The sequence below is a fragment of the Desulfuromusa kysingii genome (genome assembly GCF_900107645.1).
Classification (GTDB): domain Bacteria; phylum Desulfobacterota; class Desulfuromonadia; order Desulfuromonadales; family Geopsychrobacteraceae; genus Desulfuromusa; species Desulfuromusa kysingii.
The window spans coordinates 153,947-168,667 of record NZ_FNQN01000003.1; the positions used below are offsets into that span (position 1 = coordinate 153,947).

13 protein-coding genes are annotated in these 14,721 nt (G+C 45.7%); all 13 read left to right on the forward strand.

Annotated elements, in window-relative coordinates; genetic code table 11:
* Nucleotides 1-114 precede the first annotated feature (114 nt).
* The 13 genes from lysS to lpxK all read left to right on the forward strand — a co-directional run bounded on the left by lysS (nucleotide 115) and on the right by lpxK (nucleotide 14,719).
* The gene (gene lysS / locus BLU87_RS06020) at nucleotides 115-1,599 is read left to right on the forward strand and encodes a lysine--tRNA ligase (protein WP_092345750.1); all 1,485 of its coding nucleotides are present in this window, start codon (nucleotides 115-117) and stop codon (nucleotides 1,597-1,599) included.
* Nucleotides 1,600-1,621: 22 nt separating this feature from the next.
* On the forward strand, nucleotides 1,622-2,872 hold the full coding sequence (locus BLU87_RS06025; RefSeq protein ID WP_092345752.1) for a lipoprotein-releasing ABC transporter permease subunit: 1,251 nt from the start codon (nucleotides 1,622-1,624) through the stop codon (nucleotides 2,870-2,872).
* Nucleotides 2,865-3,557, forward strand: coding sequence for an ABC transporter ATP-binding protein (locus BLU87_RS06030; protein ID WP_092345754.1), 693 nt, complete (start codon nucleotides 2,865-2,867; stop codon nucleotides 3,555-3,557). The genes BLU87_RS06025 and BLU87_RS06030 overlap by 8 nt, the downstream gene beginning before the upstream one ends.
* 64 nt (nucleotides 3,558-3,621) lie before the next feature.
* Nucleotides 3,622-5,862: an outer membrane protein assembly factor BamA gene (gene bamA / locus BLU87_RS06035; protein WP_092345756.1), complete on the forward strand. Its 2,241-nt coding sequence runs from the start codon at nucleotides 3,622-3,624 to the stop codon at nucleotides 5,860-5,862.
* A 23-nt stretch (nucleotides 5,863-5,885) separates the two neighbouring features.
* On the forward strand, nucleotides 5,886-6,398 hold the full coding sequence (locus BLU87_RS06040) for an OmpH/Skp family outer membrane protein (RefSeq protein ID WP_092345758.1): 513 nt from the start codon (nucleotides 5,886-5,888) through the stop codon (nucleotides 6,396-6,398).
* Between the two features lie 44 nt (nucleotides 6,399-6,442).
* On the forward strand, nucleotides 6,443-7,474 hold the full coding sequence (gene lpxD, locus BLU87_RS06045; protein WP_092345760.1) for a UDP-3-O-(3-hydroxymyristoyl)glucosamine N-acyltransferase: 1,032 nt from the start codon (nucleotides 6,443-6,445) through the stop codon (nucleotides 7,472-7,474).
* Between the two features lies 1 nt (nucleotide 7,475).
* Nucleotides 7,476-7,913 carry a 3-hydroxyacyl-ACP dehydratase FabZ gene (gene fabZ, locus BLU87_RS06050; protein ID WP_092345762.1) on the forward strand — a complete coding sequence of 146 codons (438 nt, stop codon included), beginning with the start codon at nucleotides 7,476-7,478 and terminating at the stop codon, nucleotides 7,911-7,913.
* A gap of 11 nt (nucleotides 7,914-7,924) precedes the next feature.
* Complete coding sequence (gene lpxA, locus BLU87_RS06055; RefSeq protein ID WP_092345764.1) at nucleotides 7,925-8,698, forward strand: acyl-ACP--UDP-N-acetylglucosamine O-acyltransferase; 774 nt, start codon at nucleotides 7,925-7,927, stop codon at nucleotides 8,696-8,698.
* Between the two features lie 82 nt (nucleotides 8,699-8,780).
* Complete coding sequence (gene lpxB, locus BLU87_RS06060; RefSeq protein WP_092345766.1) at nucleotides 8,781-9,953, forward strand: lipid-A-disaccharide synthase; 1,173 nt, start codon at nucleotides 8,781-8,783, stop codon at nucleotides 9,951-9,953.
* Nucleotides 9,954-9,977: 24 nt separating this feature from the next.
* Nucleotides 9,978-11,720 carry an ABC transporter ATP-binding protein gene (locus BLU87_RS06065; protein ID WP_245706397.1) on the forward strand — a complete coding sequence of 581 codons (1,743 nt, stop codon included), beginning with the start codon at nucleotides 9,978-9,980 and terminating at the stop codon, nucleotides 11,718-11,720.
* On the forward strand, nucleotides 11,717-12,382 hold the full coding sequence (locus BLU87_RS06070; RefSeq protein WP_092345768.1) for a lysophospholipid acyltransferase family protein: 666 nt from the start codon (nucleotides 11,717-11,719) through the stop codon (nucleotides 12,380-12,382). Before BLU87_RS06065 ends, BLU87_RS06070 begins: the two co-directional genes overlap by 4 nt.
* Nucleotides 12,363-13,658: a 3-deoxy-D-manno-octulosonic acid transferase gene (locus BLU87_RS06075; protein WP_092345770.1), complete on the forward strand. Its 1,296-nt coding sequence runs from the start codon at nucleotides 12,363-12,365 to the stop codon at nucleotides 13,656-13,658. The genes BLU87_RS06070 and BLU87_RS06075 overlap by 20 nt, the downstream gene beginning before the upstream one ends.
* Nucleotides 13,655-14,719 carry a tetraacyldisaccharide 4'-kinase gene (lpxK, locus tag BLU87_RS06080; protein ID WP_092345772.1) on the forward strand — a complete coding sequence of 355 codons (1,065 nt, stop codon included), beginning with the start codon at nucleotides 13,655-13,657 and terminating at the stop codon, nucleotides 14,717-14,719. Before BLU87_RS06075 ends, lpxK begins: the two co-directional genes overlap by 4 nt.
* The last annotated feature ends 2 nt before the right edge of the window (nucleotides 14,720-14,721 follow it).

The following is a 14,721-nucleotide window of genomic DNA, read 5'->3' on the forward strand; positions in this document are numbered from 1 at the left end:
CGATAAGGCAGGATTAACATACTGTTACCTTGGTGGCGGCTTTCTGCCTTGACGAGCCTTGGGTTCTGAGGTTATCGTGCGAATCCAAATTTAAGCGTTTAAGGATATAACATCATGGAAGAAGTAAACGATTTACTGCAACAACGGCGAGCCAAAGTCGAGACCTTTCAGGCTTCCGGAATTAACCCTTTTGCGAACGGGTTCACTGTGACCCACAACGCCCAACAGATCGTTTCCGCTCATGCTACCGACGATAACGACAAGTTGGAAGAGCTTGATGTCACCTACCGGATTGGTGGGCGGATTATGGCGCGTCGTGATTTCGGCAAGGCGGCGTTTTTACAGCTACAGGATGGGAGTGGACGCATTCAGATTTACGTTGCGCGCAAACAAGTGGGTGACGAGGTTTTTGATCATTTCAAAAAATTTGATATTGGCGATATTGTTGGCATTATCGGTGCTCCATTTCGGACCAAAACGGATGAACTTTCCTTGCGTGCTGCAGAAATCTGTTTGTTGACGAAGTCTCTCCTGCCTTTACCAGAAAAGTGGCATGGGTTGACAGACGTTGAAACCCGTTATCGTCAGCGTTATCTTGATTTGATTGTCAATCCAGATGTCCGGGACGTCTTTCGTAAACGCAGTCGCATCGTCAGTCTGATTCGTGAGTATATGCTCGATGCCGATTATCTGGAAGTTGAGACGCCGATGATGCATCAAGTCGCAGGCGGGGCAACGGCCAAACCTTTTATGACCCATCATAATACCCTGGATATGGATCTGTTTTTACGTATTGCGCCGGAACTCTATCTGAAGCGATTGGTTGTCGGCGGTTTTGATCGGGTCTTTGAGATCAACCGTAACTTCCGCAATGAAGGGATTTCCATTCAACATAACCCTGAATTCACCATGATGGAGTTTTATCGGGCTTATGCCACTTATGATGACCTCATGGATTATACCGAAGAATTGATCTGTCACTTGGCCAACAAGGTCTGTGGCGGTTTGGTTATCCCCTATGGCGGTAAAGATGTTGATTTAACACCACCATGGGATCGTTTAACATTGAACGAGTCAATTGTTAAATATGGTACGGTTGACATGGCCGTTCTGCAAGATCGGGATCAGACCTTTAATTATGCTCAATCTCTTGGTCTCGATCTGGATAGTTCCATGGGACATGGAAAGGTGCTCGCCGAAATTTTTGATGAGGTGGTCGAACCGAAATTGTGGAAGCCAACATTCATTACCGAATATCCCACTGAGATTTCACCTTTGTCGCGCAAGAATGATCAGAACCCCGATGTCGTCGACCGGTTTGAGTTATTTGTTGTTGGCCGAGAATTGGCGAATGCCTTTTCCGAGTTAAACAACCCTCTTGATCAAAAAGAGCGTTTTCTCCATCAATTAGAGGAAAAGGCTGCCGGTGACGAAGAGGCCCATAGTATGGATGAAGACTATATCCGGGCTCTCGAATACGGCTTGCCACCAACAGCGGGTGAGGGGATCGGAATTGATCGTCTGGTGATGCTGCTGACCAACTCTGCTTCGATTCGCGATGTTATCCTGTTCCCTCAATTGCGGCCTGAAATCAGCTGATTAGCGGCTGAAACGGATAATAATGTCTTACGAATGGTTCATCAGTTTGCGCTACCTGCGTGCCAAGCGCAAGCAGACTTTTATCTCGGTTATATCCTTTATCTCGATCGCCGGAGTGACCCTTGGTGTTGCGGCTCTGATTCTGGTATTGGCGGTGATGACCGGTTTTTCTGACGGCGTTCGCCAGCAGATTCTGGGAAACGTTCCCCATGTTTTGATGCAGCGCTTTGGTGAGGGGATCGACAACCCGCAAGAACTGGTTGATGCTGCGAAGAAGACACCGCATGTCCTTTCAGCGGTCCCTTTTGTGTCTAAAGAGGCGATGTTGCTGTCCCAAGGGAATGTGTCGGCGGTCAGTGTTAAGGGGGTTGGTCCAGAACATAAAATTTTTTCGCAGGACGTGCTGACTCTGGATGGTCAGCCGGTAAAAAAACAGTTTTTCTCCGGATCGGTGGATCGTCCAGGAATCATTATTGGGCTTGATACCGCCAGCAGCCTGGGTGTCTCTGTTGGCGACTCTATTAATGTGATTCCTCCACTATTCAGTATGACCCCGTTCGGGATGATCCCGAAGATGAAACCATTTGAAGTTGTGGCTGTTTTCGAAAAGCAGAGCAGTCTTGTTGACAGCTTCTATGCCTATATCCCGCTCTTTGTTGCACAGAAGTTTTTTGACTCAGAAGGGGTGGTCAGTGGGATTGAGCTTGAGGTTGACCGTTATGATCGAGCCCCGCAGGTTGCTCAAGCTTTAGCTTCCCAGTTTGATTTTCCAACCGTCGTCCGCCCCTGGCAAAGCATATATGGCTCTTTTCTGTCCGCATTAAAACTTGAGAAACTGGGTCTATTTATTATCTTGGGAATTATCGTTCTGGTTGCAGCGTTCAATATCGCGACGACCTTAATTATGGTTGTGATGGAAAAAAATCGCGACATTGCGATCCTGCGTGCTATGGGGGCCAATGCTCGCAGCATTATGAAAATATTCATGATGGAGGGCTTCATTATCGGGACGGTGGGTACCGGGGTGGGAGCGGTTCTTGGTGTTCTCTTAGCCCATTATGCCGATGCGGCGATCAAATTTCTGGAGCAATCGTTCGGAATCCAGATATTCGATCAGTCGGTTTACGGTATGGAGCACTTCCCTTCAGACATCATTGTCAGTGATGTGGTCATGGTGGTGATCATGGCCATGAGTATCTGTTTGCTGGCAACGATTTACCCCGCATGGCGAGCTTCGCGTATGGATCCCACTGAGGCGTTGCGCTATGAGTGATCCGGTTATGATTGACGTTTCAAACCTGGGGAAAACTTTCAAAACTCCGGGTGGGGAGATCGACGTACTGCATGGGGTCAATTTACAGATCTGTGCTGGTGAGCGGGTGGCTGTTGTTGGGACCTCTGGTGCGGGGAAGACGACACTGATGCATATCCTTGGCGGATTGGATCGTCCGACCTCTGGCGATGTGTTTTTTAAAGGGACTAACTTAGCGACTTTGCGTGGCGCCGAACTGGACAGTTTTCGGAATCGGACCATTGGTTTTGTGTTTCAGTTTCATCAGCTTCTACCCGAATTTACGGCAGTAGAAAATGTTATGATGCCCCTTTTGATTGGCGGACTCAATCGTCTTAAAGCTGAGAAGCAAGCGACAGCGATCCTCTCAGAAGTTGGTTTGGAAAAGCGTTTGACCCATAAGCCTGGGGCTTTATCGGGAGGTGAGCAACAGCGCGTTGCCATCGCCAGAGCTCTTATTCGCGAACCCCAATTGCTACTGGCTGATGAGCCCACCGGGAATCTGGATAGCCGTATTTCGGACGAGATTATGTTGTTATTAAACCAGATGCATACGTCTCGTGGGTTGACGATGGTTATTGTCACCCATAACCTTGATTTGGCTAACAGCCTTGACCGGATCTTGCAGATTGAAGATGGAATACTCACCAGCGACAATTTAAATTGAAGTTCTTAATACAATTCTTTATAGTCATCCTTTTGTTTTTATATTCATATGCCGAGGGTCGCAGATGTTGAAGAAAACGCTCATGACACTTTTCCTGTTAAGCTTTGCCGTCATTTCAATAGCCCAGGAAATTAAGGTTTCTGATATCCAGATTGAGGGGAACAGTCGGATTGAAAAATCGGCTATCATGGCTATGATACCTATTAAGCCGGGGGATCAGACCTCTCTGGAAAATATTGACAAGGTAATGCATGACATCTTCTCCTTAGGTCGGTTTGCAGATGTTTCTGCTGAGCTCACGGAGGTTCAGGGCGCGAAGATCCTGACGTTTGTGGTCAAGGAGTTACCACTGATTCGTCGGATTGAGTTTATTGGGAATGACAAACTTTCTAAAGAAAAGTTGCGACCTCTGGTTAAAATCCGCACACCATCCCTCTACAACCGCGCTAAAATTAACGAGAGCATCGTTGAAATTAAAAATGCCTATATTGAAGACGGCTATCACGCGGCTAAAATCGTTTCAGAATTACAGACCGATATTAAAAATGAGGCGACTCTGACCTTTAAGGTCACAGAGGGGAAAAAAGTTCTTATCCGCGACATCCAATTTGTTGGCAATACGATCTTTGACAAAGGTGATTTACTTAAGAAAATTGAAACCAAAGAACGCTGGTTTCTTTCTTGGATTACTGACAGAGGGACGTATTTGGAAGAAACTTTGGAACTCGATATTGAGAGAATCAAAGCCGCTTATCATGATGAAGGCTATCAGGATGTTAAAGTGAAGCCCGCCCAGGTCACTTTGGTTGAAGATGAGGCTCTGGATGTTTTGATTGAGATTGATGAAGGCGCTCAATATAAAGTGGGAAAAGTCTCTGTCTCCGGAGATCTGATGGCTTCGGAAGAACAACTATTGAAAATGGTTAAGTTGAAGCCTGGAGATGTGTTCAGCCGTACAGTCCTACGCGACAGTATTGATGCATTGACCGATCTGTATGCTGATAGTGGTTATGCGTATGCCAATGTCACTCCATTGACAAATAAAGATAAAAAAAACCTATTAATTGATCTGAATATGGAAGTCGAGCAGGGGATTCAGGTCTATGTTGAACGGATTGAGATCAGCGGCAACACCAAAACCCGAGATAAGATTATTCGACGTGAAATCCCTCTGGCTGAAGGGAGCCTTTACAGTGCCAAAAGAATTAAAGATGCGAATCGGAGGATCCGCAACCTTGGTTTTTTTGATGAAGTCAATGTTACGAATAAGCCAGGTTCCGATGAGGATCAAACGGTGCTTGGGGTAGATGTGGCTGAAAAACCAACGGGGACCTTTTCGATTGGTGTTGGTTATTCATCAACGGATAAACTTATGGCCCAAGGCTCTCTGTCTCAAGACAATTTTATGGGCTATGGGGTGCGCCTCAGTTTGAGTGGCTCTCTTGGTTCATCCAGTAACACCTATTCCCTTGGTATCAGTGATCCACATTTTCTTGATACTGACTGGACCTTGGGGGGAGAAATCTACAAATCGGAAAGAGAATATGACGATTACGATGATCATCGAACCGGTTTTTCAATTCGTACTGGGCATCCGGTGAGCTTGAACTCAAAACTCTATCTGACTTATCGTTATGAAGAACAGGAAATTTTAAATATTGACTATGATACGGTCGGTTATGATGACCCCTGGATTTATGAGCGGGAGTCGACGCTTTCTTCGATCACAACAGAATGGATTCGTAATAGCACCGATTATTATCAAGATCCCAGTCGGGGTGGCATTACCAACATCAGCCTTGAATATGCCGGTCTTGGAGGCACGGAGGATTTTGTCAAAACAATTGTTGAACACCGTCATTTCTTCCCGTTATTCTGGGGCACTGTCTTTTCGATACATGGTGAGGTGGGTTATGTTGTTTCAACAAATGGTGATGACGTTTCAATAACGGAGAAATTTTTTCTGGGTGGAATCCGGACTATGCGTGGATTTGAAACCCGGGAGGTGGGTCCGGTCGATGAGGATGGTGACTACATTGGTGGTGAGAAGATGGGCTATTTCAACTTTGAATATCTGTTTCCCATCTATAAAGATCTTGGTTTGAAGGGGGTCTTGTTTTACGACACGGGTAACGCATGGAGTGACGATGAAGAATACTTCTCTGATATGCGCAACAGTGTTGGCGCCGGGATCCGCTGGCAGAGTCCGCTGGGACCGCTCCGTTTTGAATGGGGTTATAATCTGTCACCCCGCGACAGTGAAAAACAATCCGTGTTTGAATTCAGTATCGGAAAATCCTTTTAAAAAACTATTAACAGGAGATAATTATGAAAAAAATGACTATTGCTCTGGTTGCATTGCTCTTACTTTCGACATCAGCTTTTGCTGCAAACAAACTGGCTTATGTTGATTTGCAAAAAGCACTGAATTTATCCAAAGCTGGTGCTCAGGCGAAAACCGAAATTGCTGATCTGGCCAAACAGTATGAGACTGAATTTAAAATCCAACAGGGGGATTTTTTAAAGCTCAAGGGTGAGCTTGAAAAACAGGCCGCTCTGCTCTCGGACACCGCTAAACAGGAAAAAATAAAAGAGTATCAACAAAGCGCTGAAGCCTTACAGAAGTTTCAACAAGATGCACAACGAAAATTGCAGCAGGAAGATGGCAAACGGACCCAGGAAATCTTGAAAGAACTTTCTGAAATCTTACAGAAATTTGGAAAAGATGGGAAGTATTCCATGATTGTAGAGCGTAGTGAGGGTGGTTTGGTTTTTGTCAGTGAGGATGTTGACGATCTGACAGAAAAACTCATTAAAGCCTACGATGAGAGTAAAAAATAAATAATTGCGGTTGTTGCACAACATAAACAGATAGAGAATCAAATATGGCTAAATTACAACAATTAGCTGACTTGGTCGGTGGTGAAGTCAGCGGTGATGCTGAGATTGAAATCGGTCAGGTGGCACCAATTGATAAAGCTCAGGCTGGTGACATTACTTTTGTTGCTAATCCAAAATATCTTCCACAACTGAAGTCTTGCCAGGCATCGGCGGTCATCCTCTCCCCTGGGATTGATGTCTCTGGACAGAATTTGCTGATTTGTGCCAACCCGTATCTGGCTTTTGCTAAGATTCTGACTTTTCTTCAGGTTTCACCACGACCGGTCAAAGGAATCATGCCAGGAGCTTTGGTCTCTGAATCCGCTGTTGTTGATCCTGCAGCAACAATCTATCCGGGGTGTGTCATCGGCGAGCGGGTAACTATTGGTTCTGGCACAACTCTTTATCCTGGCGTCGCGGTTTATGCAGATGTCACCATTGGTGAAGATTGTGTTGTCCACGCTAATGTTGTTATTCGTGAGGGATGTCATTTACATGATCGGGTGATTTTACAACCGGCTGCGGTCATTGGTTCTGATGGCTTCGGTTTTGCGCCAGATGGGGCCAAATATTACAAAATACCTCAGGTTGGCGTTGTCGTTCTGGAAGATGACGTCGAGATTGGCGCTAACACCAGTATCGATCGCGCAGCTCTAGGTGTGACTCTGATCCGACGTGGGACCAAGATTGACAATTTGGTACAGATTGGCCACAACGTGGAAGTCGGGGAAGACTGCATCCTCGTTTCCCAAAGTGGTATTGCCGGGAGCTCAAAGGTTGGTAACCATTGTACTTTTGGTGGTCAGGCTGCAATCGCCGGGCATCTGACCATCGGTGATAATGTCATGATTGGGGGGCGCGGTGGTGCAACAGGCAATGTTGCCCCGAATCAGATATTATCGGGACTGCCGTTGATGCCGCACAAAAAGTGGCTTCGGGCGACGATGACTTTGCCTAAACTCCCTGAAATGCGGAAGGATATGCAGCAAATGCAAAAGCGTCTCGATGAGCTTGAAGCACTGTTGAAGGAGAAGTGATATGCTGGTATTAAATATCCAACAGATAATGAAGGTCTTGCCCCATCGTTACCCCTTTCTTTTAGTTGATCGTCTCGAAGAGGTTGAAGAGGGCGTTAAGGTCTTCGGTTATAAGAACGTCACCATTAATGAACCGTTTTTTCAAGGTCACTTTCCTGATCATCCAACCATGCCTGGAGTTTTAATTGTCGAGGCTATGGCTCAAGTTGGTGGTGCTTATGTCACCGTCATTGATGAAATCGGCCATGATAATATCACCTATTTTGTCGGTATTGATAAGGCCCGCTTCCGCAAACCGGTTCTCCCCGGTGATGTGCTACGTTTGGAGGTTGAACTTCTCTCTAAGCGGAGGGGAATTTACCAGTTTAGTGGTAAGGCTTATGTTGAGGACACTCTGGTAGCAGAAGCAAACTTGATGGCTACTTTTGCGCAAAAATAATTGGAGACATTATGATCCATCCGACAGCAATTATTGCCCCAGGGGCTGAGCTTGATTCTTCTGTGGATATTGCCCCTTATGCCATTATTGGCGAGCATGTTAAAATTGGTGCAGGGACCACCGTTGGACCTCATGCTGTTATTGAGGGTCATACTGAAATTGGCTGTGATAACCAGATTTTTCAGTTTGCTTCCATCGGAGCGATTCCTCAGGATTTGAAATTTTCAGGAGAAGTCTCCTATTTGAAAATTGGCGATCGCAATCGTATCCGAGAATTTGTCACCATCCATCTGGGAACCAAAGACGGTGGTGGGATAACGACTATAGGCAACGATAATCTGATCATGGCCTATGCTCATGTGGCTCATGATTGTATCGTCAAAGATCATGTTATTCTCGCGAATGCAGCGACGCTGGCTGGACACGTTGAGGTTGATGATTACGCAATCCTCGGCGGGTTGAGCGCCGTACATCAGTTTGCGCGGGTTGGTTGTCATGTGATGGCCAGCGGTGGTTCAATGATCGGTCAGGATATTGTTCCCTACGCAATCGTTCAGGGCGACCGGGCAAAGGTTGTTGGTCTGAACCTGACAGGGTTAAAGCGTCGCGGTTTCAGCAGTACTGCGTTAGCAAATATTAAAAGTATGTACAAGCTGGTATTTCGTTCAAATCTAAAGCTTGATGAAGCGATGCAGAAAATCGAGCAAGAGTTTGATGGCTCGGCTTCAGAAGTAATCACCTATCTGGATTTTTTAAAAAAGAGTGAGCGCGGACTTGCCCGTTAGCAACATTTCTATGGATATTCATTCAACAAAAGTTGCGAGATCCGTCAGGCGCTCGCCTTTTGTTTTTGGGGACTAGAACAAGATGTTGCCACTGGACTCTGAACAATGCCGTGACATATTAATCGTTGCCGGTGAAGCCTCAGGTGATCTGCACGGTAGTCATCTCATCAAGGCTGCTGCTGCACATCACCCTCACTTGAAATTTTCGGGTGTCGGCGGTGATAAGATGGTTGCCGCCGGCTGCCGAATACTTTTTCCTTCGGATGAGCTCTCCGTGATGGGAGTGGTTGAAGTTATCAACCAGTTACCTAAGATTTATCGTCGCTTCAAACAACTTAAGCGGATACTTAATGGCACTCAGCGGCCTGACCTCCTCATTCTGATTGACTTTCCTGATTTTAATCTCCGCTTAGCCAAGGTCGCCAAAGCCGTCGGGATCCCGGTTCTTTATTATATCAGTCCTAAAGTCTGGGCGTGGCGAAGTGGGCGGGCAAAGGTTATTGCAAACCGGGTTGATCGTTTGGCGTTAATCTTTCCCTTTGAGCCAGAAATCTACTCTCCTTTGGGCGTTAAGGCCGACTATGTTGGTAACCCTCTTTTGGATGAGTTTGTGGAAAACCAGCCTACAGGTGAGTTACGGCACCGTCTTGGTATCAAACCAGAAGAGCAGGTTGTCGGGATCTTCCCCGGAAGTCGAAATAGTGAGCTGGAGCATATCTTGGAAGCATTGGTGGAGACGGCTCAGTTGCTCCATCAGCAAAAGCCGGAGGTCCAATTTTTGATTCCGGTTGCACCATCATTATCCCGTGAGGTTATCGAGCAACGGTTTTCCAAGACCACCTTGCCCGTCTTTATCGTTGAAGAGAACATCTATGAAGTGGCAGCAGCATGTGATGCTGTTTTGACTGTTTCTGGTACTGTGACATTGCAGATTGCGTTGGTTGGTACGCCGATGGCGATCCTTTATAAGGTGGCTCCGTTAAGCTATGCACTCGGCAAGCGGCTGATAAAAATTGAATTTGCAGGACTGACCAACATTGTTGCAGGTCGGGGGATCGTCCGGGAGTTTATTCAGGATGATGCACAACCGCCAGAGATGTGTGCAGAAGTTTTGCGCTTGCTGGACGATTCTGACTACACTGAAGAGGTGCAAAAAAATCTGGCAGAAGTACGACAAACTTTGGGCGCTCCAGGGTGTTCGACACGTGTTGCTGCAATTGCTGCAGCGATGACCACTTCTCCATTATATGAATAAGTCATTAAAGGTTCTTTTGTGATATTGGCGGATCAAGAAAAAAATGTCTATTTACGTTTGATTAAGTACGCCGCACCGTACAAATGGATTATCGGTTTGTCTATGGTTGCATCGCTAGGCGTTTCAGGTTGTGATGCCGTTATCGCTTATCTGGTCAAGCCTTTTGTTGATGAATTGATTGTTGCCGGCAATCTAGGAATGGCAAAATTAATCCCTTTTTTGGTGATCGCTCTGGCTTCGATCAAAGGTTTTTCCCGTTACGTCCAAGCGTACAATATTCGTACTGCTGGACAACTGGCGATTCAGGATATTCGTAACGAAGTTTTTGGCCATTCAATCAATCTGTCAATGCGTTTTTTCAGCAAGAACTCTTCGGCCTCTTTGATGTCAAAAATTCTCAATGATGTCAATGTCATGCAAGCAGCCCTAGCAGATGTCCTGGTCACCTTGTTACGCGAATCGGTGACCATGCTGGCACTGACAGGTTACGCTTTTTATGCTGACTGGAAGATGGCATTGATGGCTTTTATCGCCGTCCCAGCTGCTGTTCTTCCGGCAGCGGCTGTCGGCAAAAAAATCAAAATATTTTCCCGCAGAGGCCAAGCTGCGATGGGAGATGTGACAGGTGTTCTTGAACAGAGCTTTTCCGGTATTAAGGTGATAAAAGCTTTTGCAACTGAACCGCAGGAAGAACAGAAGTTTATACGTAGTAATGCTAATTTCTTTACGCTGATCCGTAAAACTTTTCGATATTCTGCAGCCACGGCACCGATTATGGAGATCATGACTTCTTTTGGTGTTGCCCTTGTCCTTTGGTATGGTTTGGGTCGTGTTGCCGCTGAAGAGATAACCAAGGGAGAGCTGTTTTCCATTCTTGCTGCTATCTTGTTGATGTATTCGCCGTTGAAGCGGTTAACAAAAGTGAATAATACAATCCAAAAAGCCATCGGTGCTGCAGAGCGGGTTTTTCAAGTGTTAGATACGCAAGCGGATATCGTTGATGCTCCCAATGCCATTGCTTTACCCCGTAGTCAAGGGTATGTCAGCTTTGAAAATGTTGGCTTTGCCTACGATGATGATCTGGTTTTACGTGATTTTTCAGTGACTGCGAAACCGGGTGAGGTTGTTGCCTTAGTTGGACCGAGCGGGGCAGGCAAAAGCACTTTTATCGGTTTATTGAACCGCTTTTATGATCCTCAGCACGGACAGATTTTGATTGATGGATACGATATCCGTACCCTGACGCAAAAAAGTTTACATGCTAATCTGGCTTTGGTGGATCAGGAAACGTTTCTGTTTAATGATTCTCTTATGAATAATATCCGTTACGGACAACTCGATGCTGATTTCAGTGCGGTCGAAGCCGCCGCACGTCAGGCTTATGCCGATGAGTTTATCTCTCAGTTGCCGGATGGCTATGAAACCATGGTGGGTGATCGTGGTGTCCGTTTGTCAGGTGGTCAGCGGCAGCGAATCTGCATCGCTCGCGCCATTTTAAGAGATGCACCTATCCTGTTACTGGATGAGGCAACCAGCGCTCTGGACACAGAAAGTGAAGCAATGGTTCAACAAGCATTAGGAAATCTGATGACAAATCGAACCACATTTGTTATTGCCCATCGTCTTTCCACCATTATGTATGCAGACCGGATTCTGGTTCTTGATGAGGGGGCTGTCGTTGAGTCTGGTAGTCATAATGAATTGTTGCAGCAAGGCGGTTTATACAAACGTCTGTATGATACCCAGTTTGAGGATCACTCACTATGAAAATTGGTGATCGCCTGCTCTTGAAATTTGTCCCTTTCCCTGCATCTTGGATCATGCGGTTGCTTAATTTTTCTATCAAAAAAGATATTATTGGCGCAGAACGGCTTTACAATGTCTGGGAGCGAGGAGAACAGGCCATTATCCCTGCTTGGCATGATCAGCTACTTTTAATGATTTTTGGTTATCCCGGCAAGCATGCAAAGCTCTTGATCAGTGCTTCAAAAGATGGAGAATTATTGGCGCGAACCATGAAATATTTTGACCATGATACCGTTCGGGGATCCTCTTCTCGTGGAGGGAGAGCTGCTTTTAAGAAAATGCTGGATCTTTGTCAGGAAAAAGTGGATCTCGCGCTTACTCCGGATGGTCCCAAAGGGCCGAGACATGAATTAAAGGATGGTGTTGTTCAACTGGCACGGATGAGCGGACGACCGGTTATTCCAATGGCTTTTGTTTGTAGTCGAGGGCATCGTTTTAAATCCTGGGATCGCTTCATGTTTCCTTATCCTTTTTCGCGGGCTGTCTACTCTTATGGAGACACTCTTTATTTTGATAAAGAAGAGGGTTTAGATGGGTTTCGAGAGCGGTTAGTGAAGGCGATGCAAGAAAATCAACAACAAGCCGAAGCTCGTTTGGAGTCCTATGGTTTATCTGCTATATAATTTCTTATTGTTGATTTCAGCCCTGTTCTTGGTGCCTTATTATCTTTTGCGTGGTTTGCGTTATGGCAAGAGTCGTCGTGGTATCAGAGAGCGGTTGGGCTGTTATTCTCCACAACAACTCAGCGCCCTGCGGGCGAAAAAAAACGTCTGGATTCATGCCGTTTCCGTGGGTGAAACCCGTGCTGCAATGCCTCTGATTAAGCAGATGCGTTTAAGATATCCAGACTTACAAATTGTTGTCAGTAACGTGACTGAAACAGGACACGCAATCGCGTTGGAGGATAAAGATATTGATCTTTGTCTGTTTTTCCCCTTTGATTTTTCTTGGGCGGTGCGTAAAGCGCTCCATATGGTTCGACCAGAACTCATAATCATTGTCGAGACTGAAATCTGGCCGAACTTTACCCGGGAAGCCCATCTGATGAAGGTTCCCTTGATTCTGGTGAATGGTCGTATTTCTGATCGCTCTTTCCCACGATATCGTTTTGCCCGTTTTCTGCTGCGGCCCATTTTAGACCGGTTCACAGCTTTTTGTATGCAATCGCAAACAGATGCTGAACGTATCATGACTCTTGGTGCCCCCGATGGCAGGGTTGAAAATACCGGAAATCTCAAGTTTGATCATGATTTAACAGAAATTACGCCAGAACAGGTGCAACAAAGGAAAAAGCACTATATCTTGCCCGATAAGACAGCAATCTTTGTCGCAGGAAGTACCCATGAGGGTGAAGAAAAATTTCTGCTTGAGGCCTATAAAAAAATATCCAGTCAAATTGAACGTGACCTTATTCTCGTGCTTATACCACGTCACCCGGAACGCAAACGTGAGGTTCAATTGTTGCTGAAGGAATTCGGCGTCAAATACCGTCTCCGTAGCTCCCTGTCAGAGGGAGATGACTTGCTCGTTCCCGGGGAGGTCCTTTTGGTTGATACCCTGGGTGAAGTTCTTAAACTCTATAGCGTCGCAGATCTTATTTTCGTCGGTGGCAGCCTGGTTTCAGTCGGTGGGCATAATCTTTTAGAAGCGGCGTTAATGTCAAAACCTGTCCTGTTTGGCCCACATATCCATAATTTTAAGGAAATTTCTGCTAAATTGATTCGTTCTGGTGCCGGAGTTAAAGTCGCTAACCCACAAGAGCTGGTACGGCAGAGTGTTATTATGTTGAATGATCCCGTCCGTTGTTGTGCCATGGGTGAGGCCGGAAGGTCTTTGATTGCCGAAAATGCAGGAACAACCGAGCGCACTATGCGGCATATTTCTAAAGCGTTGTTATGAGTCATCTTGCTGCTTTCCACCGTTCCTTGGTGAATCATGGGGCCCAAAATTTATGGGAATGGCTACTTTTTATCCTCTTGCTCCCGTTATCTATTCTTTATGGAAGTGGGGGCTGGATCCGTGGTTATTGTTACGATCACGGTTTGTTCTTTACCTATCAATCTTCTATTCCGATTATCTCTGTGGGTAATCTAGCTGTTGGTGGTACTGGAAAAACCCCCGTAGTTGATTGGCTCGTGAAAGAGTTTAGCAAGCAGGGTAAACGTTCTGCGATTGTCAGTCGCGGATACGCCGGAAACTTTAAAGGAAATGTTGGCGTCGTTTCCAAAGGCAATGGAATATTGATGACCTCCGTTGAATGTGGTGATGAACCTTATCTTTTAGCAAAAAGAAACCCTGATAGTTCAGTTTTTGTAGCCAAAAAGCGTATAAATGCAATTAAAATTTTAGAACAAAATAATCGACCTGATCTGATTATTTTGGATGATTGTTTTCAACACCGGGCCATCAAGCGAAATGTAGATCTTGTTTTGCTTGACGCTTCGCGCCCCTTTGGGAACGGGTGGCCACTACCAGCTGGAAATCTCCGTGAATTTCCGCAAGCATTGAAACGCGCAGATTTTCTGCTGATGACTCGATCTAAAAAGCTGACCATGTCGAATTTTAAGGGGCATAAGGTTTATAATAGCCAACATCAGCTAGCTAATGAGGCCGTTGACCTTGAGGGGAATCGAATATCAGTTGATCGATTGAAGGCGCTTAAAGTTCTGGCTTTTGCTGGGATCGCAGATCCAGAAAGTTTTTTTTCCTCTTTAGAAAAAATTGGGTTATCTTTGGATGCGAAACTTTCTTTTGTTGATCATATTGAGTACCGGACCCAAATTATTAACCAGCTGCATCAAACTGCAATGGATGTCGATGCACTGATTACCACTGAAAAAGATGCTGTAAAGCTTACAGCTGATATGTTCACTGTACCTTGTTATCAGATCCCTATGGATATTAGTATTAATAACTCGGCAGAATTGATGACAAGTTTGACGCAACGTTTATGGAGTTAATA

What these genes read in the sequence shown, in the direction of transcription:
- lysS (WP_092345750.1), top strand. Translation starts at nt 115, where the DNA reads ATGGAAGAAGTAAACGATTTACTGCAACAACGGCGAGCCAAAGTCGAG.
- BLU87_RS06025 (WP_092345752.1), top strand. Translation starts at nt 1,622, where the DNA reads ATGTCTTACGAATGGTTCATCAGTTTGCGCTACCTGCGTGCCAAGCGC.
- BLU87_RS06030 (WP_092345754.1), top strand. Translation starts at nt 2,865, where the DNA reads ATGAGTGATCCGGTTATGATTGACGTTTCAAACCTGGGGAAAACTTTC.
- bamA (WP_092345756.1), top strand. Translation starts at nt 3,622, where the DNA reads ATGTTGAAGAAAACGCTCATGACACTTTTCCTGTTAAGCTTTGCCGTC.
- BLU87_RS06040 (WP_092345758.1), top strand. Translation starts at nt 5,886, where the DNA reads ATGAAAAAAATGACTATTGCTCTGGTTGCATTGCTCTTACTTTCGACA.
- lpxD (WP_092345760.1), top strand. Translation starts at nt 6,443, where the DNA reads ATGGCTAAATTACAACAATTAGCTGACTTGGTCGGTGGTGAAGTCAGC.
- fabZ (WP_092345762.1), top strand. Translation starts at nt 7,476, where the DNA reads ATGCTGGTATTAAATATCCAACAGATAATGAAGGTCTTGCCCCATCGT.
- lpxA (WP_092345764.1), top strand. Translation starts at nt 7,925, where the DNA reads ATGATCCATCCGACAGCAATTATTGCCCCAGGGGCTGAGCTTGATTCT.
- lpxB (WP_092345766.1), top strand. Translation starts at nt 8,781, where the DNA reads ATGTTGCCACTGGACTCTGAACAATGCCGTGACATATTAATCGTTGCC.
- BLU87_RS06070 (WP_092345768.1), top strand. Translation starts at nt 11,717, where the DNA reads ATGAAAATTGGTGATCGCCTGCTCTTGAAATTTGTCCCTTTCCCTGCA.
- BLU87_RS06075 (WP_092345770.1), top strand. Translation starts at nt 12,363, where the DNA reads ATGGTTTATCTGCTATATAATTTCTTATTGTTGATTTCAGCCCTGTTC.
- lpxK (WP_092345772.1), top strand. Translation starts at nt 13,655, where the DNA reads ATGAGTCATCTTGCTGCTTTCCACCGTTCCTTGGTGAATCATGGGGCC.